The organism is Bacillus sp. MZGC1 (genome assembly GCF_002998605.1).
Taxonomy (GTDB): domain Bacteria; phylum Bacillota; class Bacilli; order Bacillales; family Bacillaceae; genus Bacillus.
Genome location: NZ_PVRE01000004.1, coordinates 187,260 through 212,037 on the forward strand (window position 1 = coordinate 187,260; position 24,778 = coordinate 212,037).

The following is a 24,778-nucleotide window of genomic DNA, read 5'->3' on the forward strand; positions in this document are numbered from 1 at the left end:
GTGGACATATGAGCAAGCAGAAGATTCAGAAGGTATATCCTTTAACACCCATGCAGGAGGGCATGCTGTATCATGCCATGCTAGACCCTAATTCCTCCTCTTATTTCACACAGCTTGAGCTTGGAATAAGCGGAGAGTTTGATCTCGCTCTTTTTGAAAAAAGTCTCAATGAGCTCATACGGACATATGACATTCTCCGTACAGCCTTTGTCTATCAACAATTGCAAAAGCCTCGTCAGGTTGTACTGGCTGAACGTCATCTAGATGTGTATCGAGAGAATCTATCTCATCTGAATCATCAAGAGCAGCAAAAGGTATTGGGTCAATATAAAAAGCAAGTGAGAAAGCAAGGATTTCACTTAACAAATGATCTGTTATTGAAGGTCGCTGTTTTTCAACTAAATGAAACAAACTGGCATCTAATTTGGAGCAACCATCACATCATCATGGATGGTTGGTCTATGGGTGTTTTAATGAAAAAACTGTTTCATTACTATGAATCTTTTCGGAACGATCGAACGCCGGATCGCTCACAGGGAAAGCCTTATGCAGATTATATCCAGTGGCTTGGAAAGCAAAATAAACAAGAAGCGGAAAGTTATTGGCAGGAGCGTCTAGATGGAGCGGTTCAGCATCAAGGGCTGCTGCAGCAAAATGAAGCGAACGGACAATACGACCATCAGGAATGGACGTTTACATGGGATGCTCAAACGGTACAAGCCATTCAAAATGTAGCAAGAAAATGCCAAGTGACAGCCCCGAACCTGTTTCAGGCTGTCTGGTCTGTTCTATTAGGCACCTATCATGCAGCTGATGATGTCACATTCGGCACCGTTGTATCGGGCAGACCTCCAAGTGTATCTGGAATTGAGCGCATGGCAGGGCTGTTTATCAATACGATACCCGTTCGAGTGACATTGGATCAGGGGCAGACGTTCAAACAGTTGTTTCAAAAGGTTCAGCAGCATGCACTGGAAGCGGAAAACTATGATTTTATGCCGCTTTATGACATTCAGCAAAAGACAGCTGCTGGAGGGCAGCTCTTTGATCATTTGGTTGGGTTTGAGAACTATCCTTTAGATCAGGAGCTGTCTGGTGATACCATGTCTGCACGGCTTGGTTTTTCCATTGATGTAAAGGACGGATTTGAACAAACGAATTTCGACCTAAATGTCCTTGTTTATCCAGGTGAAACGTGGACATTGAAAATCAAATACAACGCCATAGCTTTTGAAGAAAAGATCATTGAAAACATATCAAAACATCTGACCAATCTCATGAAGCAAATCATCCAGAACCCTGATGTACGCCTTCATGAAGTGACATGTATCACAGAAGAGGAGAAGCAGCAGATTGAAGCTTGGAATCAGACAGAGCGAGATTATCCGAAGCATCTGTCTATTCCTGAGCTGCTTAATGAACGTATGAAGGCGCAGCCTGACCATCTGGCATTAGTTGAAGGCGATCGAACATTCACGTACGAGGAGCTTGGACAAGAAATCCGTCGTTTAGCCGGCAGTCTTGTTGAAAACGGCGTACAGCCCGGAGATGCTGTCGCGGTGTATATGAACCGATCAGCAGATGCGGTGATCGCCATTTTAGCAGTTCTGCACGCAGGGGCAGCTTATGTGCCGATTGATCCTTCCCAGCCTGAGGAGAGAATCCGATGGATGCTTGAAGACAGCGGCGCATCCATTTTGCTGCATGCTGACAATCAGCCGCCAGTTGATGAACATATCAAGGCTGTACATGTGACCAGCATGCCTCATCGCTCACACGTGGATTTCTCAGTCCGGACGTCTCCATCTCAATTGGCGTATATCATGTATACATCAGGATCAACTGGACAGCCCAAAGGGGTTCAAATTGAGCATCAGCATATTGTGAGATTGGCTTGCTCTCAGGAGAAATTAGGCTTGACCAAGTCGGATCGTATGGCGCATACAGGGGCCGTCAGCTTTGATGCTATTACCTTTGAGATATTTACCACGCTGCTAAATGGGGCGACGCTTTATCCTGTTGACCGTGATACTTTATTGGATATCCATCGATTCGAACAATTTATCCAAACACATCAGTTGACGGCGCTCTTTTTAACAACTGGATTATTTAATCAGCTCGCTCAGCAGCGGCCGCAAATGTTCGAAGGATTAACCACATTAATTACAGGCGGTGACGTCATCAATGTGAAGAGTGCGGAGCTTGTGAAACAGCATCATCCAGCACTTGTTTTACTGAATGCCTATGGTCCAACTGAAAATACAACCATCTCGACCATTTACGAAGTAACAGGAGATGAAACGGGTCCGATCCCAATTGGTCAGCCGATCAACCATTCGTCGGCTTATATTTTAGATGATGATCAAAGATTGCAGCCAATTGGAGCGCCAGGAGAGCTGTATGTTGGCGGAGATGGTGTCGCAAGAGGGTATCTCCATCGTCCGGATTTGACCAATCAAGTGTTCATGGCAGATCCTTTTAAACCGTCAGGCCGTTTGTATCGAACAGGGGATTTGGCTAGATATGGCGCGGATGGCCAGATCGAATTCCTCGGCCGGACAGATGATCAGGTGAAAATTCGAGGCTTCCGTATTGAGCTTGGTGAAATTGAAACAGTGCTTCAGCAAAAAGCGGGCATAGATGATGCGGTTGTGCTTGTCCATTCGTTTTCCTCAGATGAAAAGGAAATCACCGCTTACTTCACAGGGACAATGACAGAAGAAGAGGTGCGGGATTTATTCAATCAAGAGCTGCCAGCTTATATGGTGCCGCACCATGTGATGAAGCTGGATGCTTTTACGCTCACATCGAACGGGAAGGTAGATCGAAAAGCTTTACCAAAGCCGGACGAAGCGCATCAGGAGAAAAAGGAAATCATTTCGCCTGAGACGGAGACAGAAAAGGCACTCGCTCAAATTTGGGAGGAGCTCCTTGGGAAAACGGTAGGAGTAGATGAACATTTCTTCATGGCTGGCGGGCACTCTCTCAAAGCAATGATGATGTCCGCGAAAATTCAAGAGGTGCTTCAAAAGGAAGTACCGATTCAAGTGATTTTTGAGAAGCCGACGATTCGTTCATTAGCGGCATATATCGATCAGGATGGTCAAGAAGAAAAAGGACATCCCATCTTACCAGCAGAGCAGGCGGACGAATATCCGGTATCACCAGCTCAGCGCCGTTTATACATTTTGCAGACACTCGAACCTGACAGCACGAATTATCATATTCCGATCATCTTAACGCTTGAAGGGGCACTCGAATATCAGCGGCTCAGATCAGCGTTTGATCAGTTGATCCAAACGCATGAAATCTTAAGAACGAGTTTTCATATAAATGGAGAAGACATCGTCCAAAGGGTGAATGAATGGACTGCATTTGACCTTCCCGTTCATGACATCAAAGAAGAAGAGGCAGAGGCATTCCTTTCTGAACGTCAAACACCATTTGATTTAACAGCTGCGCCTCTATTGCGAGCTCAGTTGTTGAAGGTCAGTGAGAACCGTCATCTTCTCGTCTTGGAAGCACATCATCTCATTACAGATGGCAGCTCCATGAAGACGTTCATTCAAGATTTGGCGAAGGCCTATGATGGAGAAGCTCTTGCAGAAAGAGCCATTCATTATAAAGATTACGCTGTCTGGCAGTTAAGTGAAGAAGAGACGGAGAAACAGAAGGAGCATGAAGCATATTGGTTGAAGCAATTCGAAGGGGACTTGCCGGTATTAGAGCTGCCAACTGATTATCCGCGTCCAGCGGAACGTGATTTTTCCGGGGAACGATTCATGTTTGGCTGTGATCAAGCGACGACTCAGCGGATTCATGAACTGCTTCAGAAAACAGATACGACCATGTACATGTTCTTGTTATCTGCTTTTCAAGTGCTGCTTGCCACTTATAGCGGCCAGGAAGATATCATCGTTGGTTCCCCTGTTGCAGGACGGACACACCCTGATATACAGGACATGCCGGGGATGTTTATCAACACTGTTGCGATGCGCGGAAAACCAGAACAAACGAAGACATTTTTACAGCTGCTTGAAGAAATAAAAGAAACGAGTGTTGACGCTTTTGCTCATCAAAGCTATCCACTGGAAGAGTTAATTGCACGTCTTCCGCTAGATCGTGATACAACCCGAAGCCCGCTCTTTAGCGTGTCATTTAACATGCAGAACATGGAGGTTCCGGCGCTAATGCTCGGCGATCTGCACATTTCGCCTTATTCCATTCAGCATCACTCTGTCAAATTTGACTTGTCTCTAGAAGCATTTGAACGAGAGGGAGCATTAAAGCTGAGCTTTGACTATGCAGCGGCATTATTTAAAGAAGAGACGGTCCGCAGGTTCGGAACTCATCTTCTAGCGATTATTCGTGAAGCGGTCCAACACCCGGATGAACAGATCGGCTTGCTCCGTATCCTTGATCAGCATGAGCAAATAGAGCGATTGGAGAAAAAAGACGAAGTGCAATCGAATCGTCATGAGCCCTTCCATGTCCAATTTTCGCGTCAGGTAAAGGAAACACCAGATGCCATTGCGGTGATGGATGATCAACGGAAGCTCACTTACCGCGAGCTGGAAGACATGGCAAATGCGCTTGGCAGTGAACTGAAGGTGCGAGGCGTCGAGAAAGAAAAGACTGTAGCACTGATTCTTGACCGCTCTGTCTATGTCATCGTCTCAATGCTTGGTGTGATGAAAGCAGGTGGTGCATTTGTACCAATTGATCCGGCCTTCCCTGCGGAACGTATCCGTTACACATTAGAAGATTCAGGTGCACAAGTGATCGTGACAAATGAGTCTCTTGCAGGTTCCTATCAAGATCACAAGTCGATTCAGGTGGTGCAGGTTGAAAAAGCAGTGCAGCAAAGCCGCTCGCTAGATCTGCCGGAAGGCTCAGCCGATCAGCTCGCTTATGTAATATACACATCTGGTACAACAGGGAAGCCGAAGGGTGTACAGCTCACGCATCGTAATCTATCACACTATGTCAACTGGCTGACAAATGAGGTGACATTGCAAGAATGCGATCGGACGGCACTGCTTTCTTCTTATGCATACGATCTCGGTTACACAAGCATTTTCCCTGTTTTAAAAGCAGGGGGGACACTCTATGTGTCTCGTGAAGATGTGTATACAGACCCGGTGCGTCTCATGCGTTTGATTGATGAACAAGAGCTGACGTATATCAAAATGACACCATCCTTATTTCATATGATGGCAGATTCGAAGGATCATGCATTTAATGCTTTACGCCTTGTGATACTTGGAGGGGAACCGATTGTCTCTGAGGATGTTGAAACGTTTATGGAGCAGCACCCATGTGTGGCAGTGATGAACCACTATGGCCCGACAGAGACAACTATTGGGACTGTGACCAAGCTGATCACACCGCAAGAGCTAGGCGCTTTGAAGGATCGCTCTGTGATCGGGCAGCCAATTGCTCACACAAGAGCGCTCGCACTCAATTGTCAGCAGCGCCTTGTCCCTTATGGCGCACCTGGAGAGCTTTATATATCGGGGGAAGGTGTATCGAGAGGGTATTTGAATCAGCCTGAATTAACAGCAGAGCGTTTTCTTGAAAATCCATATTATCCTCAGGAGCGAATGTATCGCACAGGGGATTTGGTCAGACAGCATGCAAATGGAGACATTGAGTTTCTCGGAAGAATAGATGATCAAGTGAAAATCCGCGGTTATCGTATTGAGAAACAGGAAATTGAGCATGCCGCGCGTGCACGATTATCCATTCAAGAGGTGTATGTCAAAGTAATTCACATGTCCCGTTTACCGGAGCTTGCACTCTATTACACAGCGCCTGAGCCAATTGGAACACTGACGTTTAGAGAAAAGCTTGCGGAGACACTGCCGGATTATATGATTCCAACGTACTTTGTCAAAGTCGACCACATTCCGCTCACACAAAACGGAAAGGTAGATGTGAAGTCTATGCCGCTTCCGCACGAGGTGCATATGAACCGCGCGGTGCATGCAGCACCAGAAACGGCACTTGAGCAGTCGCTGTGTGACATTTGGTCAGAAGTACTTGGGGTTGAACAAATAGGTGTTCATGATCACTTCTTTGAATTGGGAGGTCATTCTCTCAAAGGCATGGTGCTCATTTCGAAGGTACAAGCCAAGCTGAACAAGCATGTGCCGCTCAAAGTCCTTTTTGAAAAGCCAACGATACGGGCGATGGCAGCCTATTTGGAAGAAGTGGATTCTTCGGACATCACATCCATTCATCCGGCGGAGAAGCAAGATTTCTATCCTGTCTCTTCCGCTCAAAAGCGGATGTATGTGTTACAGCAGCTGCATCCAGAAGCAGTTACTTACCATATGCCAGTTGTTTTGATGATGGAAGGCAGCCTTGATGAGAAGCTGCTAGAAGAAGCGCTGCAAGCCTTGATCGAACGACATGAATCATTGCGGACAGCCTTTGTAGAAATTGACGGCGTACCAGTTCAAAAAGTCTATCGCCGAATGCCGTTTACGTTAGAGGTTGTTGAAGTAGAGAGAGGTCATGAGCAGCCTGTCATAGACGCATTCATCACCCCATTCTCATTACATCAAGCACCATTAATGAGGGCAAAGGTGGCGAAGCTTTCTAATGAAGAATATGTGTTCATGATGGATATGCACCATATCATCGCAGATGGTGTCACACGCAGTCTGCTCATTCAAGAATTGGCAGAGTTGTATGAGAAAAAGACATTACCGCCAATTCAGCTGCACTACAAGGATTATGCGGTATGGCAGCAGGAAGAAAAGCAGCAAGCGCTGCTCGAGAAACAGCGTCAATATTGGCTAGAGCAATACGCTCAGCCGCCTGAAGATTTGGCGCTGCCACTTGATTTTCCACGCCCTCATGTTCAGTCATTTGAAGGAGACCGAGTCGATAGATGGTTATCTGCTGAAAAGGTGCAGTCCATTAAAACGCTCATGGCTGAAAAAGGTGTAAGCTTGAACATGGTCATGCAAACGGCATTTGCCATTTTCCTTTCCAAATTAACTGGGCAGACAGATATCGTTATAGGCGCTGTGACAGCAGGACGTACGCATGCTTCAATGGAACGGGTTCCGGGCATGTTTGTGAATACACTGGCTCTTCGACATGAAGTGCAGCTGGAGGAAACGACAGCACAATTGCTTGAAAAAATGAAAGATCGCAGCCTATCAGCCTATGAACATCAAGATTTCCCGTTTGAGGAATTGGCGGCACAGTTAGATCTTCCGAAAGACACGAGCCGCAATCCATTGTTTAGTGTCATGCTGACAACGGATGACCGAGACCTGACGTTACCGGATCTGGATGGACTCAAGCTTTCGCAAAAACAGCAAGAGACAGTTCAAGCAAAATTTGATGTAACGCTCGGTGTATTTGAAGAAAAAGACCAAGTGGGCCTGCGTTTTGAGTATGCAGCGGCACTGTTTAAAAAGAAGACCATTCAGCGTTGGAGTCAATATTTTGAACAAATCATAGACGAAATGCTGGCTAAGCTCAATCAGCCAATTTCAGCGCTATCGATCTTAACTGAAGAGGAAAAACGAGAACTGATCAATGAATGGTCAGGTCCTGTCCTAGACGTTCCGTCAGATCAAACGATCCATGAACTAATTGGAGCTAATGCGCACAAAGCGCCTCACCAAAAGGCGGCGACATTCTGCGGAACGAGCTGGACATATGAGGAACTGAACAATCGGGCGAATGTAGTTGCTCAGAAATTGATCTCTCTTGGCACAAAACCCGGAGATCGCGTCGGCATACTCACCCGTCCATCGCTTGACATGACGGCAGCTGTCCTTGGCGTCCTGAAGGCAGGTGCGGCATTCGTTCCAATTGATGCGGATTATCCGGCTCAGCGTATTGCGTACATGCTAGAGGACTGCGAGGCAGAGGTGCTTCTGATGCAAAAAGGACTGACTGCACCAACTTCTTTCACAGGTCATGTTCTGTTGATAGAAGATACGGTAGAAGGAGAAGCACAAGAAATTCAGGTACATGTGAAACCAACGGATCTCGCCTATATGATTTACACATCGGGAACGACTGGACAGCCGAAGGGTGTCATGGTCGAGCACCAGTCCCTTGTCAATCTTGCTTTCTGGCACAATGATGCCTTCCAAGTGACAAATGCGGATCGAACCGCCAAATATGCCGGCTTTGGCTTTGACGCCTCCATTTGGGAAATGTTCCCGTCATGGATCGCCGGCGCAGAGCTGCACATCATCGATGAAGCGATTCGTCTCGATATGATCAAGCTCAATACGTATTTCAATGAAAAAGGGATCACCATTGCGTTCCTGCCGACCCAGTTATGCGAGCAGTTTATGTCAATGGACAATCATTCACTGCGCTACCTACTGACTGGCGGAGACAAGCTGAAACAGGTAAAGCCTGTTCCATATAAACTCGTCAATAACTATGGCCCAACAGAAAACACAGTCGTAGCGACCAGCGGGATCATCAACCCAGATCAAGGCACACTTCCGATCGGAACAGCGATTGCCAATACTCGTTTCTACATCATGGGTTCGTTATACGACCTCTCGCCGCCAGGCGTACCGGGTGAGCTCGTGATCGCAGGAAAAGGACTGGCAAGAGGGTACTGGAATCTTCCAGAGGAAACAGAGAAACGATTTGTCCCAGATCCATTTTATCCAGGTGAGCGCATGTACCGTACAGGCGACTTAGTGAAATGGACAGAGGATGGCGAGCTGATCTATCTCGGCAGAAAAGACCATCAGGTCAATATCCGAGGCTTCCGTATTGAACTGTCAGAAGTTGAGGCGCAGCTCCTTGCGCTGGCGGAAGTCAAAGAAGCAGTCGTGACAACGGTCAAAGATGCCAGCGAACAAAATTCGCTTGTGGCATATGTCATCACCGATGAAGAAACGACCGACCTGAAAGAAAGTCTAAAACGAACGTTGCCAGACTATATGGTGCCATCATCCATCATCAAGCTTAACCAACTGCCGATGACGGCAAATGGCAAAGTCGATCTAAAAGCATTGCCAGCGCCTGATATGGAAGCAAACCAAACGGCATACGAAGCGCCAAGAGACGAAGTTGAAACACTGCTTTGCGATATTTGGGCAGATGTCCTTGGCGTGAGCCAAGTCGGCATTCACGACCACTTCTTCTTCCTTGGTGGAGACTCAATTAAAGGCATCCAAATGGCAAGCAGACTCACGCAAGCGGGTTGGAAGCTCGATATGAAGCTATTATTCCAGTACCCAACGATTGCGGAGCTGCGCCCATATATCGAAGAAGCCGATCAATTGACAGCTGACCAATCACCAGTTGAAGGGGAAGTCATTTTGACTCCAATTCAACGCTGGTTCTTTGAGCGAGCATTCAGTGACCAGCACCATTGGAATCTCTCGATGATGCTTCATGCGCCAAACGGATTTGACCTTTCGATTACAGAACAAGTGATGCAGAAATTACTTTCACATCATGATGCACTGCGTATGGTATACAGGCAGGAGCATGATGACATTCTGCAATACAATCAGCGGGAGCTCACGGAATCGATTGCGATTATTTCTCATGATGTCTCTAAAGAGCACGACGTGAAAAAGGCCATTTCCACATATGCCAACGAGTATCAGCGTCAGCTGAACCTCGAAACAGGTCCACTCATGAAAGTGATTTGTTTCCGTGCAAAAGATGGCGATCACTTACTCATCGTGACACACCATCTTGTCATTGACGGTGTCTCATGCCGAATTTTACTAGAGGATTTTATGTCTCTTTATCAGCAGGCAGCTCAAGGACAAACGCTCGTCCTTCCGCCAAAAACCCATTCCTTTAAAGAATGGGCAGAGGCAATCGAACGATACGCACAGTCCAAGCCGTTAAAAAGCCAAAGTGAGTACTGGACAGAGATTGACACTCTGCCATTGACCACTTTACCTGTTGATCATGAAGTAACGAAAAGAAAAGTTGCTCAAACAAAAGCAGTACAGATGCAGCTTTCAGAGTCCGAAACCGAGCATCTCTTAACCGATATTCATCTACCGTACACAACGGAAATGAACGATATTCTTCTATGTGCTCTCGGGCTTGCCGTTCAGGAGTGGACAGGGAAGTCCCATGTACATGTGCAGCTTGAAGGTCATGGAAGAGAGGATATTTTATCAGGGCTGGATGTCTCCCGCACGGTTGGCTGGTTTACGAGTATGTATCCAGTTGTTCTTGAAGCAAAGCCGGATCAGACCATAGCTGATGCTATTAAAGGAACGAAAGAGATGCTGCGGCGTGTGCCAAATAAAGGAATTGGCTACGGGATTTTGAAATACATGACAGCCACTGAGCCGTCAGGACAGCACGTACATCCTGAAATCAGCTTGAACTATCTTGGGCAGATCGATCAGGAAGTGACGACAGAACTCTTTGGACCGTCCACCTATGATATGGGACGACAAGCAAGCCCTGATTCAGAAGCTGTCTATAAGCTGAACCTCAGTGGTCTTGTTCAACACAATCGATTCATGTTGTCGTGTTCCTATTGTACAGATGAATATGAAGAACAAACGATACAGCAGTTCATGGCATTGTTGAAAGAAAAAATCCAATCCATCATTACCCATTGTTTAGCGCAGCACGAAAGAGAATTTACGCCAAGTGACTTCTCTGCGGCTGATCTTGAAATGGATGAAATGGACGACATTTTTGACATGCTTGAGGAAAAATTGACCTAACAACACGAGATCAGTCATACAAACGGGAAGGGAGGATGAAATAGATGAGTTCATTTAAAAGGGATCAAGTTCAAGACATGTATTATCTGTCACCGATGCAAGAAGGAATGCTGTTTCATACCCTCCATCATCAAGAAAAGGGCTTTTATGTAGAGCAAATGGATATGAACGTAAAGGGCACACTGCGTCATGACTTACTTGAGAAAAGCATGAATGTCATCGTGGAACGGTACGATATTTTTCGTACCGTATTTCTCCACGAAAAAGTGAAGCGCCCTGTCCAAGTTGTGCTGAAGAAACGCCCTTTTACGCTTGATGTGGTGGACATGCAGGATCTTTCTGAAGACGAACAGCTTGTACGTATTGAGACATTTAAACAACAGGATCAGCTGAGAGGATTTGATCTCTCGAAGGATTCTCTCATGCGGGCATCCGTTTTCCAAACGGGTCCTGCCAGCTATCGCTGGATATGGAGCTATCACCATATCCTCCTTGATGGCTGGTGCTTTGGGCTTGTGGTGCAGGAGTTATTTGCAATTTATCATGCACTTTTGCATGACGTCCCTTACAAGCTGGAACCGGTTAAACCATACAAAGAATATATTCAATGGCTGGAAAAACAAGATAAACAAGCATCACTTCAATATTGGCAGCAATCATTAGCCGGGTTTGATGGACAATCAACCTTTAAAGAACAGAGAAAACAAACGAATGAACATGAATTAGGCGAAATGGAATGGTCGATGAGCAAAGAAGAAACGGCTGCTTTATCAGAGTTAGCGTTGCAGCAAAATGCCACGTTAAGCAGCGTGCTTCAATCGGTGTGGTCAATTCTGTTGAGCAGATATCAGCGTTCAAATGATGTGTTGTTTGGCACGGTTGTGTCGGGACGTCCGGCAGATTTGGCTGGTGTTGACAGAATGGTTGGCTTGTTCATCAATGTCATCCCAAGAAGAATTCAGCTGACAGATGACATGACATTCCGTTCTCTTCTATCAGAGACTCAGCAGCAGTCTCTTGCAGCCGAGCCGCACCAATATATTCCGATTTATGATATTCAGGCAAAGACAGGTCAGCAGCCACTCATTGATCATATTGTCGTGTTTGAAAACGTCCCAGCCGCAAAGAAGGACGAGCAAGAGGCGCGATTAGGGTTTACTGTGGAAAACATGAATGTGTATGAAAAATCGAACTATGATCTCAATTTGCTGGCATCACCAGGAGAACAATTGCAATTGAAGCTGGCCTTTAACCAAAAAGCATTTGATCCTCAATTTGTCCACCGGTTAAAGGAGCAGCTGAGTCTATTGATGAGCGAGGCGATCAAGCATCCTGATCAATCGGTTCATACACTTACACTCGTCACGAAACAGGAAAAGCAGCTGATTCTTGAGGAATGGAATGCGCCTGAGCTTGAGCATGACCAGCTGTATTTGTCGAAATGGTTTGAGCATAATGTCCGCAAACAGCCGAATGCAGTGGCATTATCAGCAGGTGAGCACACGATGACATATGCGGAGCTGAATGAACAAGCCAATCGATTGGCAAGGCATTTGCAAAAAAATGGGGTCACGCATCAAACGGTCATCGCCATTTTAGCCGACCGCACGCCTAAACTTATTGTCAGCCTGCTGGCTGTCTTAAAAGCAGGCGCAATCTATGTGCCAATTGATCCCGATTATCCAGAAAGCCGCATTCAATACATGCTTAAAGACAGCGGGGCAACGCATCTTCTGACTCACTCATCCTTTATCGGTCAGGCGAAGGCACTTGCGTTTGATGGTACGTATCTGTTTGCGGATGATCAGGAAATTTCACTGATGAGCTCAGAGAATCTTCTGCTAGAAGCAGGCTTACACGATACGGCTTACATCATGTATACATCTGGTACAACAGGTCAGCCAAAAGGCATCATGACGACCCATTCCAATATTGCCCGGGTGGTCAAAAATACGAACTACTTAACCATTTCAGAAACAGATACACTGCTGTCACTATCCAACAGCGTATTTGATGGCTTTACATTTGATGTATATGGCGCACTTTTAAACGGAGCAAAGCTTGTCTTGCCGAAAAAAGAGACCATTTTAAACATGGGCGAGCTGACGGGGTTGATTAAAAGGGAAAACATTTCTGTCATGTTTGTTCCGACGGCATTATTTAATCTCCTCGTTGATGAAGAAACCGACTGGATGCGCAGTGTGCGCAAGGTGCTGTTCGGAGGAGAGCGGGCATCGGTACAGCATGTGAGGAAAGCCTTTGATGTCATGGGGAAAGACAGACTGATCAATGTCTACGGTCCAACCGAATCAACGGTCTTCGCCACCTATTATCCAGTAGATGAGGCTCTGCCGGTAGAGACGCGTTCGATTCCAATCGGAAAGCCGCTCAACCAGACGGGTGCTTATATATTGAGCCCGCACGGACAGCTTCAGCCGATTGGAATGGTCGGAGAACTATGCCTGAGCGGAAAAGGGCTTGCGAAGGGGTATTTGAATCGTCCTGATCTGACAAAACAAGCCTTTATCGCCCATCCATTTGCTGCGGGAGAAAGGCTGTATCGTACGGGAGACTTGGCCTATTTTCGAGCAGACGGTTTGATTGAGTATGCAGGCAGAGTGGATGACCAGGTGAAAATTCGCGGTCATCGAATTGAGCTGACAGAAATTGAAGCCCACCTTCTCATGCATCCAGGCGTAAAGCAAGCTGCCCTTATAGCTGATCAGCATAACACGCAGCATACAAGGCTGCTCGCCTATATGACGTGTGAGGAGGAGTGGAAGGACAAACTCGATGTGATCAAGTCAGGGCTGAAGGAAAAACTTCCGGCTTACATGCAGCCTCATGAGCTGATCAGACTTGAGAAAATGCCGCTTACGCCAAATGGAAAGGTTGATAAACGTCAGCTGCCAAAGCCAGAGGCGCCTCAAGGAAACCGCCATGTGAAGCTTCCAGTAAATGAGGTAGAACAAAAGTTGCTTGTGATGTGGAGGGAAGTGCTTGAAAGAGATGATATCAGCACAGATGACCATTTCTTTGAGCTTGGCGGGCATTCATTAAAAGCGATGTCGCTTTTATCCAAGGTGTCGAAGGAATTCGATGTTCAGGTGCCCATTCATTTGCTGTTTGAGACGCCTACCATTGAAGCAATCAGCCGTTATATTCAACAGCAGGATCAGGAAGCCGCAGGCTATCTTGTGTTCAATGAATCTCAAACGCCAACAGTCTTTGCTCTCCCGCCATTACCAGGCTATGGCTTTATTTATCAGGAAGCCGCAAAAACGCTTGATGGTGTTCGTTTGATCGCCTTTGACTTTATTGAAGCCGATCATCGAATTTCGCAATATGTTCAGCATATCCAGCACCTTCAGCCTGAAGGACCGCTGACTTTGATGGGATACTCTGGCGGGTGCTACCTAGCCTTTGAGCTTGTTCAATCGCTCGAACAAGCAGGGCGGACCGTCGAAAAGGTCATCATGATCGATTCCTATAAGAAAATAGGAGAAAGTGATTTAGAAGGACGATCCATTGATGACGATATAGCAGCGATCGTCCATCAGTCGCAGCAAAGTGAACTTGCCCAAGCGGAGCTCATCCAAGACGCGCTGGCTCAAAAAACGAGAGCCTACTATGAAACTTTTGTTAAGGGGGTGAACCAAGGAGAGATACAAGCAGACATTGACTTCATCCAATCCGAAGAGCAAATTGCGATACCAGACTGGATGGAAAATTGGGAAGCTGCGACGACCGGCGCTTATCGACAATATCAAGGCTATGGTCAGCACGCTGACATGTTCAAAAACAAAGAATGTGCCGCTCAAAATGCACAGCTGATCCAAAAGATAGTCCATCATAAAAATAGAGAAGCAGTCTTGTAAACTTTAGATTAGGCAGGGGTGCACACTGGCAGCCCTGCCTGACAAAAAAGGAAAGGAACTCATATGAAACCATCAACCATCAATCAATCGAATGTACATGAATCAATGGATACGATTTTACAAGATGTACAGAAAACCATTTTACAAACCAACGAAATCGAACGCTTCGCTGTTTTTTCTCGTGAAAAAACCATTCGACCTCGGCCATATCACCTCTCTCATTTATTTCTCGACCATCACATGGAGCAGGAGGCCGCAGTTGAATGGATACAGACGCAAATGGCTTCGCCTATTTTAGCGGACATGCCCCCAGCCATTTCCTATGGGGGGGATATAGATGTTAGTGCAGGAGCTCAAACCTTGCAGGACGCTCTAACTGAGGCAGCCAAAACGACAAACGGGCTGACTTATATCATCAATAGTGAAAATGAACTCACGCAATCCTACGCACAGTTAAAGGAGGATGCCGAACGGGTTCTGACGGGTTTAAGGGCACTAGGGCTTGAGCCAGGTGATCCTGTCTTCTTTCAATTTTCATCGAATCATGCGATGGTCACGGCCTTTTGGGCATGTGTGTTAGGCGGATTTGTCCCAACACTTGTATCGGCAGCCCCGACCTATCGGGAAATGAATGCCTCAGTGAAGAAGCTTCATCACGCTTGGAACCTGCTGGAACACCCGCTCATTCTCACGGATGACTCGCTGATTGATGAGGTGCAAGGCTTAGCTTTACTGTGGCATACAGATCAATTACGTGTGGCAGCCGTTGAACCGATGCTCACTTTAGAAAGAGATCTAGAAGCACATCCAGTCACGCCTGATGATTCAGTCTTTTTTATCTTAACGTCTGGAAGTACGGGGATGCCTAAATGCGTAGAGCATTCTCATAGAAGTGTGCTGGCGAATGTCAAAGGGACAGTGGCAGCCAATCAGTTTACACAAGAGGATGTCTCGTTAGACTGGATGCCATTAGATCATATTGGCGGCATTGTGATGTTCCACCTTGTCAATGTGTACACAGGCTGTGAACAGATTCGGGCAAGGACAGATGACTTCATCGCTCAGCCGCTGCGCTGGCTTGACTGGATGGAACGCTATCGTGCAACGAAGACGTGGGCACCTAACTTCGCATTTGCGATGATCAATGATTATGAGAAAGACATTTCTTCAGGATCCTGGGATCTTTCTGCCATGACGTGCATGATCAATGGGGCAGAAGCGGTCGTACCGAAGACGATTCACCGATTTTTACACCTGCTCGCTCCGCACGGCTTAAAGGGAGACGTCATCAGACCGGCTTTCGGCATGTCTGAAATCTCATCAGCCGTTGTCTTCTCTTTTGCGATTGAGCGGGGAGATGAAAACAGCGGGGTTCTGACCTTTGAGGAAACGTCGCTGACAGAGCAGCTAAGACCAGCGGAGGCACGTGAGACAGGAACCGTCAGCTTTACAGAGCTGGGGAAACCGATTCCGGGTATCACGATTCGTATCGTCAACCATGAGCATGAGCTTCTTCCCGAAGATCATATTGGCAGCGTGCAAATCAAAGGGCCGACGACAATGAAGGGCTATTACAAGAATGACGAAGCGAATCAAGAGGTTTTTCAAACAGAGGGCTGGTTTCACACGGGTGATTTAGGTTTTCTGCACGAAGGAAGGCTGACATTAACCGGTAGAGAAAAAGACATGATCATCATCAACGGGAAAAATTATCACAACTATGAGATTGAAGCCATGGCTGAGGAAGTACCAGGCGTAGAAACGAGCTTTGTGGCTGCTTGCTCCGTTCGGATGGAGGCATCTGCATCCGATGAACTGATTCTCTTTTTTACACCGAAGCTGTATGAGCCTGCTTATATCATGAGGGCTAGCCAGCACATTAAAACCCATATTGCGACAAAAATGGGTCTGTCTGCATCAAAGGTTATCCCTGTCCAGAAGCATGCCTTTCCGAAAACAAGCTCTGGAAAAATAGAAAGGGCACAGCTCAAGACAAGGTGGCAGGAAGGTGAATTCGACGAAATCATCAAGGAACTGGACATCAGACTTGAAAATGAACACACCTTGCCTGATTGGAGTTATCAAAAGAAGTGGACACCTGCTCCGCTTCATGAAACTGAAAAGCAAACAGCAGGGGACATGGTGATCTTTGCAGATGCATTAGGGCTGGCAGATCAATTGAGATCCCTCTCAAACAATGAACAAACCTATATTACGGTTGAACCGGGTCAAGCATTCACACAACTCACACATACTCACTTCATCATCCACCCGAATCGGCCGTCAGACTACGAACAACTCTTTGAGACGCTCCGTTCGTATGGCGTTTCGGTGAAACAAATCATTCACCTTTGGAACTACACAAACAAGGAAGACACACTTCAAGCGGCAATGGCGAAGGAAGCGCAGAAAACTGGCAGCATGAGTGCATTATATGTAACAAAAGCGATTGCCACCTATGAGGAACCTGTAGAGATCACCTTTGTCTCAGCTCATGCGATGAATTTGCCAGAAGATCAAACGCATCATGTGGAAAAAGCAACGACAACAGGATTGATGACAGCTGTACAGCATGAATGGCCGTTTATCAAGGTGCGATGTCTTGATTTTTCTCTAACAGAACCGGCTGACCGTTCTCATGCATCAGCGATCATGACAGAGCTTACACATGACACAAGCCATCATATCGCTGCTTACCGCGAAGGTGTTCGTTATATTCCTCTTTTATCACCGCTGCATCTGGAAAAAGATCAAAAGAGGAAGAAACCGCCATTTGAATCATCTGGGCTTTACGTGATGACAGGAGGGCTTGGCGGCATTGGGCGGATGCTGAGTGAACACCTTCTGACGTCCTATCAAGCGCATCTTGTGCTGCTTGGAAGAAAAGCACGAAAGGCTTTATCTGCGGAGCAGCAAGACGTTTTGACCTCACTTGAGAAACAAGCGAAAGACCATGGCGGCACAGTTTTTTATGAAGAAGTGGACATGACGGACGCAAAAGACATTGAAGCGCTCATCTCAAGACAAGAGGCGGCTCAAGGAAAAAGGCTGCATGGCGTGATTCATTTCGCTGGCATCATTCAAGAGGAGCTGCTTGCTGACATGACGTCTGCGTCCTTACATGCGATGTACGAAGCGAAGGTATATGGCACGATTGCGCTTCATGAAGCGGCTTCTAAACGGCAGAACGTCTTATTTCTATCTAGCTCGTCTGCACGAACGTTAAAGGGCGGGATGACCGTCGGCGCTTATTGCGCTGCCAATGAGTTCGTTGAACAATTTGCTCATTATCAAAGGCTGACATCTACAGTGAAGCCGTATTGCTTTAGCTTTAGCATGTGGGATGAGGTCGGCATGAGCGAGGGTTCGATGATCAAAGGCATGTTAAAAGAAAGAGGCTATCTCCCGATTCCGAAGCGGGCGGGCTTCCAGACAATGCTGTCATGTTTGATGACAGATGCGCCACTCATTTATATGGGATTAGATCGGTCAAAGCAGGACATTCAAGAAATGAGCCAAGCGGAGAGGCAAACAGAGCAAGCCATGTATGTCTTTTTTAAAACCGACAAAACAAAGGCTATTGAAGAACGGCTGTATCAGTCCATTTATACGTGTTTGCAGTCTCATCTATCTGGTGAATATTCCGTACATCTATTTCCTGAGGAATACTGGAAAGAATCAGAGGATGGCATGCCGGATGAAGCGTATTTCAAAGCATTCATTGAGGAAAGTGGACAGGAGGCAGAGGACAGAGCGCCTCAAACGGAGACGGAGAAACTTTTGGCAAACATTTGGTCCGAGCTGCTTGATGTCTCAAATGTCAGCTGCGGTGATCATTTCTTTCTACTCGGGGGTCATTCGCTCAAGGCAACGCAAATGCTGTCTGCGGTGAGACAAAGAATGGGATTTGACGTGCCGCTCGCTGTTCTTTTTGAGCATACGAGACTTGGGGAATTAGCGGAATGGATCGATTCGCATGCAAAAGTGGATGAAGCGGTTCCGATGCGGAAAATGGAAAAGGGTCAGGAGATTCCGATGTCTTATGCCCAGCAAAGGCAGTGGTTTCTCTATCAATTACAGCCCGATCTGCCATTTTATAATAATACAATTTCCTTTCGGATGAATGGACCTTTAGATGTGAAGGTGCTTCAGAGGAGTCTGCAGCAAATGGTGCAAAGGCATGAATCGCTCAGAACTTCCTTTACCATGAGCGGCGATGAACCAGTGCAGATCATACATGAGCATATGACTCTTCCAGAGCTTGAAGTGGTGGATCTATCAGATCTGACAGCACAGAAAGAAAAAGAACAAAAAGCGGCTGAATGGGCAAAAAGAGAGGCGGGCACACCTTTCCGCTTAGAACATGATCCGCTCTTTCGAGTGAAACTGATTCGGCTGTCGGAAACAGATCATTTGCTGCTGATGTCCATTCACCACATTGTGTCAGATGGCTGGTCGGTTGGGATTGCCGCAAGAGAGCTGTCTGAGTGGTATACAGCGATGATTGACAAGAGAGCGCCTGATCTTTCGCCGCTGCCGATTCAATATGCGGATTACGCACTATGGCAGAAGGAGTATTTGACTGGAGAGACGCTGCATAAGCAGCTTTCCTATTGGAAGGAGCAATTTGCGGTTCCTGTAGAAGATTTGGTTTTGCCGTATGACTACCCGCGGCCAGCCGTTCAATCCTACAAGGGAAAAACGAAAAAATACCACTTGTCGAAGTCGCTATCTGAGCAGCTGGCTGCCCTTTCTAAAAAGACAGACAGCACCCTTTATATGACGTTACTGACTGCCTTTTCTACCTTGCTGCATCGATTGTCTTCACAGAATGAGTTTGTGATTGGATCAGTCATTGCTGGGAGAAATCGGACGGAGATGGAGCATCTCATCGGATTTTTCGTAAATACGCTGGCACTTCGGATCGATCATAGCGGGAATCCTGCTTTCACTGAACTATTAGAGCGGGTGAAAGAAACAACAATGGGCGCCTATGCGCATCAGAATGTGCCGTTTGAGATGGTCGTAGATGAGCTGAATATTGTACGTGAGGCTGGCAAGCAGCCGCTGTTTCAGGTCATGTTCGTTCTGCAAAACCTACCGCTTGAAGCTTCTCCGATGGGGGAGGCGACATCCGTTTTAGCCATTGAAGATAACGATACCGCCAAATTTGATCTATCCCTGTTTGTTTTTGAAGGGGCGGAGGGTCTTCAATTAAAACTGGAGTATGATGTGGACTTATTTTCTGACGACACGATGGATCGGTTCCTTCGGTACTACGAGCATCTGCTTGCGTGTATTTGTGAAAATCCAGCACAGCCGATCAGACAAATGAATTACCTGCCAGAGAAAGAAAAGCATCAGCTGCTCTATGAATGGAGCGGTAAAACCAATCAGCCTGCAGGCCCGCTTCTCATCACGGAACGGTTTGAAGCGCAGGTGAGAAAGTCACCCGATGCGATTGCTCTCGAATTCGGGGAAGAGCAGTGGACGTATCGTGTGTTACAAGAGAAAGTCGACCGGCTTGCTGCTTCTCTGCAGCAGCGAGGTGTGACGCCGCATGAACCAGTAGGGCTGCTCATCGACAGGTCGCCTCAAATGATTCTTGGGGTGCTGGCGATTGTGAAAGCAGGAGGCGCCTACGTGCCAATTGATCCTGAATATCCAGATACACGGATTGATTATATGCTGAGGGATACAGGTATTAAGCTGTTACTAACAAAAAATGAATGGCTCAAAAAGGTGTCAATCAGTCAAACCGAACTCATTTGTCTTGATGAGGGATATGAAGAGTTTTTATCAGAAGCAGAACTCATACCTGTTGCCCTAAAACCTGATGGACTCGCTTATATCAATTACACGTCAGGATCAACTGGACAGCCGAAAGGGGTTTTGATCCCGCATCAAGCAGTCATCCGGCTTGTTTGTGAAACAGATTATGTCACCCTTGATGAACATACGCGTATTTTACAAATCGCCAGCTTCTCCTTTGATGCCTTTACGTATGAAATATGGGGAGCCCTGCTAAATGGGGGAAGGCTGATCCTGACCGATCGAGATACGATTTTATCAATGGATACGCTGGCTGACACGCTGACATCATACAAGATCACAACAGGATTTCTGACGGTGCCGCTGTTCAACCGGTTAACAGAGGAACATCCTGAAGCCTTATCTGGATTCGATGCATTATTGGTTGGTGGTGATGCGCTCTCAGCTGCTCATATCCGCAAGGCACTGCCGTATTTACCTGAAGGGCTTTTAAACGGCTATGGACCAACTGAGAATACGACGTTCTCCTGTGTGCATCACATTCGCTCATTAGACGAAGGGCAGGCGACAGTTCCTATCGGTCAGCCAATTGCTTATTCACAAGCCTATGTATTAGACGACCAGCTGCAGCCGGTTCCGCAGGGTGTTATTGGAGAGATCTACGTTGGCGGAACAGGGCTGGCACTCGGTTACCTTGGAGATGAAGAAAAAACATCGCAATCATTTATCCCGCATCCTTTCCAAAAAGGAGCGCGTTTATATAAAACAGGCGATATGGGCCGCTGGCTCCCAAATGGTATTATCGACTGCCTTGGAAGAATCGATCATCAAGTGAAAATACGCGGACACCGCGTCGAATGCGGAGAAATTGAAGCCGCTATGCTGAGTGTTGAAGACATCATAGAATGTGCGGTCATTCCGCATCAGCACGAAAGTGGTCATAAGCGGCTCATCTGTTATTTTGTCCAAAAAGGTGCATGGACCCAGCAAGACATTCGCGGCGCCTTGAAAGACATGCTGCCAGATTATATGGTACCAAGTCTATTCATAGAGCTAGAGGAACTGCCGCTCACGCCAAACGGCAAGGTAGACCAAAAGCGTCTCCCGCCGCCAGAGTGGAGACAGGAAGAAGCAGACAAACCAGCAGATAAGGCACTCAGTGAGGAAGAACGAGTGCTGGAAAAAGTGTGGACTCAGCTTCTTGGCACTCCTTCAATTGATGTACATGATAACTACTTTGAACTAGGCGGAGATTCCATTATTGTCATACAAATGGTGGCACGCCTAGCACAGGAAGGCTACATCATTCAGCCAAGAGATGTATTTGAAAAACAGACCATTTCACAGCTGGCACGCGCTATGAAAAGAGCGGATGTGTCTGTGTCCTATGATCAATCGCCTGTTACAGGAGAAGCTCGTCTGCTTCCAATCCAATCTTGGTTCCTTGAGCAATCGATGACAAACCAAGATTATTGGAATCTATCAGCGCATATTGAATTCAAGCTATCCGTACAAGCCGAACAGTTGTCACAGGTTCTCTCAAAGCTTGTCGACCATCACGATATGCTGAGAGCCATTTATACAAAAGCAGCAGACGGCACATGGATTCAAACCATTCGTGCGCCTGGCATCATCCCTTGTGTCACATTCTTTGATTTGACGGATGTTTCTCACGAGGAAGCGCTGGAGCAAATTCGTTTGGAGACAAGCGCTTGTCAAGGAACATTGTCATTAGAGCGGGGAGAAGTGATCAAAGCCATTCTTTTTCAGACAAGTGATCGTACGTCTGAACTCTTTATCGCAGCCCACCATCTTGTGATGGATGGAATATCGTGGCGCATCATACAGGAAGATTTATTAAATGGATTGAAGCAGCTTGCGGCACGGCAGGAGATCGCGCTTGCAAAGAAAACCGCTTCCTATCAGCAGTGGGCAGATGCACTCTATGAATATGCACAAACCGATCAATTACAAGAGCAGGTTCCTTTTTGGCAAAAGATCATGGATCAAGAGGAAGAAGGTTCTCCTTTTCAAACACCTGCGCTTTTCAATATAGAAGAACATGCAGAGATCCTGACTGTTCAATTGACGAAGGATCAAACAGACATTTTACTAAGGCACGCATCACAAGCGTACCGAACTGAGGTCAACGATTTACTTTTATCAGGACTTGCGCAAGCTGTTGGAAAGCCAATATTGATCACGTTAGAAGGGCACGGACGCGAGGATTTATTTGAACAGATGGATTTGTCACGGACAGTCGGCTGGTTTACAAGCTCTTATCCTATTTTTATTCCTTTTATTCAAACCGATGTGGAGAGACAAATCAAAGATGTCAAAGAAACCTTAAGAGCTGTGCCGCAAAAGGGGATCGGTTATGGCTTGCTTCAATACATGACAGCATCTCGCTTACTCAAAACGGCAGCGCCGCAGATGAGCTTTAATTACCTTGGACAGTTAGATCAAATAGATGGTGAGGCAAATCTGTATTTAGCAGATGAACGAAATGGACATGTACATGATCCAAAAGCAGAAAGACAGCATTTAATCGATGTGTACGGATACGTTGTCAGTGGTCAGCTTCAGATGAATTTTATGATCAATCGTGAACTGCTTCAGCATGAAGAGGTGCGTCATTTACCTGAACGGTTCAAAGAAAAAATGGAGGACATTCTGACGCATTGTGTAGAGACAAAAGGCGGCTTTACGCCATCTGATTTTCCAATGGTCCAGCTGACGCAAAAGCAAATAGATGAGCTTCCAGATCATGTGGTGGATGTGTATCCACTATCTCCGATGCAGCAAGGGATGCTGTTTCATGCACTGTTAGATCAAGCGTCACAGGCTTATTTTGGTCAGGTGCATATGACGCTCGAAGGCTTAACGGACGGCGAAGCCTATGAAAAAGCATGGAATCTGCTTGTAGAACGTCATTCGATTTTGCGGACAAGATTTGCTTGGGAGGGGCTAAAGGAGCCTGTCCAATTGATTCAATCAGAAGGAAGCATTCACCTCACTCAGCACGATGTGCGCCACCTGAGTGAAACGGATCAGAAGAAAACCATTGAGCGTTATTTACAATCCGATCGTTCAAAGGATTTCGAATTAGAGGATGCGGCTGAACCGCTCATTCGTATCGCTTTATTCCATCGTGACGAGAAAACATGCACGTTTGTTTTTAGCTTTCATCATATTTTAATCGATGGCTGGAGCCTGTTCGGCTTGATTGAGGAATCCTTTTCAATGTATCGCTCTCTTGTGGATGAACGAGAGATAAACCTTCCTGTTGTACGTCCGTATAAAGATTTTATCGAATGGCTGCAAAAGCAGGATCAAGAGAGGGCGCAAGAGTTCTGGAAACATTATATGTCAGGAGTGGAGGAAGCCACACCACTTCCTGGGGACGGAGAGCAGACTTCGAATGAAGGAGCAGGTATTGATCAATTTAGTATCAAACTGACGCCTGAAATGCAGCAGAAGCTGGAGAGGATGACAGGCACACAGAAGGTCACGATGAGCACACTGATTCAGGCGGCATGGGGGCTGCTCTTGCACCTTCATTCAGGCTCAGAGGATGTCGTGTTCGGTGTCACAGTATCTGGGCGGCCGGCGGACTTACCAGAGGTTGAAAGCATGACAGGGCTCTTTATTAACACCTTGCCGCTCCGTTTGCCGATCACACCAGACAGGACCATTGCCGAGCTTCTGGCACAGACGCAGGAAACGGTTTTTCACATGCGAGAATTTGAGTATACCGTACTGCCAGATATTCAGCAGATGACCCAAATCCCGAATGGAGAATCATTGTTTAACAGCATTGTCGTGTTTGAAAACTATCCGATTGAATCTGTAGAGCCGTATGGTGTACGGATATTAGACATTGCAAGTCATGAAGAAACAAACTATGACCTGACCCTTGTGGCTGTCCCAGGAGATACGCTGGAGCTTCGAGTCACATACCGCTTCAATCAATATACAGAAAAACAAATACAATCGCTGATGCAGCAGCTGATCCACACACTTGAAGCCATGACAGAACAAGTGGAGACACCACTCTCTGATTTCACGATGGTGACAAATGAAGAAAAAGAGCGGATGATCACCGATTGGTCGAAAAACGCACAAGTCAGCGTGCTGTACCCAGACCAAGAAGAGGTCTACTCAGGTGTGCACGATCCTTCCTGTGAGACGGAAATATTTGTGCTAAGCGAAGAGCATCAGCTCATGCCGGTAGGATTTTCTGGAGATATTTTTATCGGCGCGAAGAATATCAAAGCACTTTGCGGGGAGCTTGCCGATTGGATGGAGACGCATAAAATTCCGCATCCATTCAAACATCAAACAGGCGAATACCTCTATCCGACAGGGGATGTCGGCGTTTGGACTGAAAAAAACAAGATTCAGATTTTGGATTGGATGTAGGAG

At 46.6% G+C, this 24,778-nt stretch carries 3 protein-coding genes; all 3 read left to right on the top strand.

The genetic code is table 11. The features are described 5' to 3' along the window. The first annotated feature begins 8 nt into the window (after positions 1 to 8). Positions 9 to 10,703 carry a non-ribosomal peptide synthetase gene (locus tag C6Y06_RS14180; RefSeq protein WP_106037083.1) on the top strand — a complete coding sequence of 3,565 codons (10,695 nt, stop codon included), beginning with the start codon at positions 9 to 11 and terminating at the stop codon, positions 10,701 to 10,703. Between the two features lie 44 nt (positions 10,704 to 10,747). Next, entirely contained in the window at positions 10,748 to 14,581 is a 3,834-nt protein-coding gene (locus tag C6Y06_RS14185) for a non-ribosomal peptide synthetase (RefSeq protein ID WP_106031581.1), read from the top strand. A gap of 63 nt (positions 14,582 to 14,644) precedes the next feature. Then, entirely contained in the window at positions 14,645 to 24,775 is a 10,131-nt protein-coding gene (locus tag C6Y06_RS14190; protein ID WP_106037084.1) for a non-ribosomal peptide synthetase, read from the top strand. Positions 24,776 to 24,778 lie beyond the last annotated feature (3 nt).

Excerpts from the sequence above, each read along its gene's own strand:
- C6Y06_RS14190 (WP_106037084.1), top strand. The coding sequence starts at position 14,645 with ATGAAACCATCAACCATCAATCAATCGAATGTACATGAATCAATGGAT.
- C6Y06_RS14185 (WP_106031581.1), top strand. The coding sequence starts at position 10,748 with ATGAGTTCATTTAAAAGGGATCAAGTTCAAGACATGTATTATCTGTCA.
- C6Y06_RS14180 (WP_106037083.1), top strand. The coding sequence starts at position 9 with ATGAGCAAGCAGAAGATTCAGAAGGTATATCCTTTAACACCCATGCAG.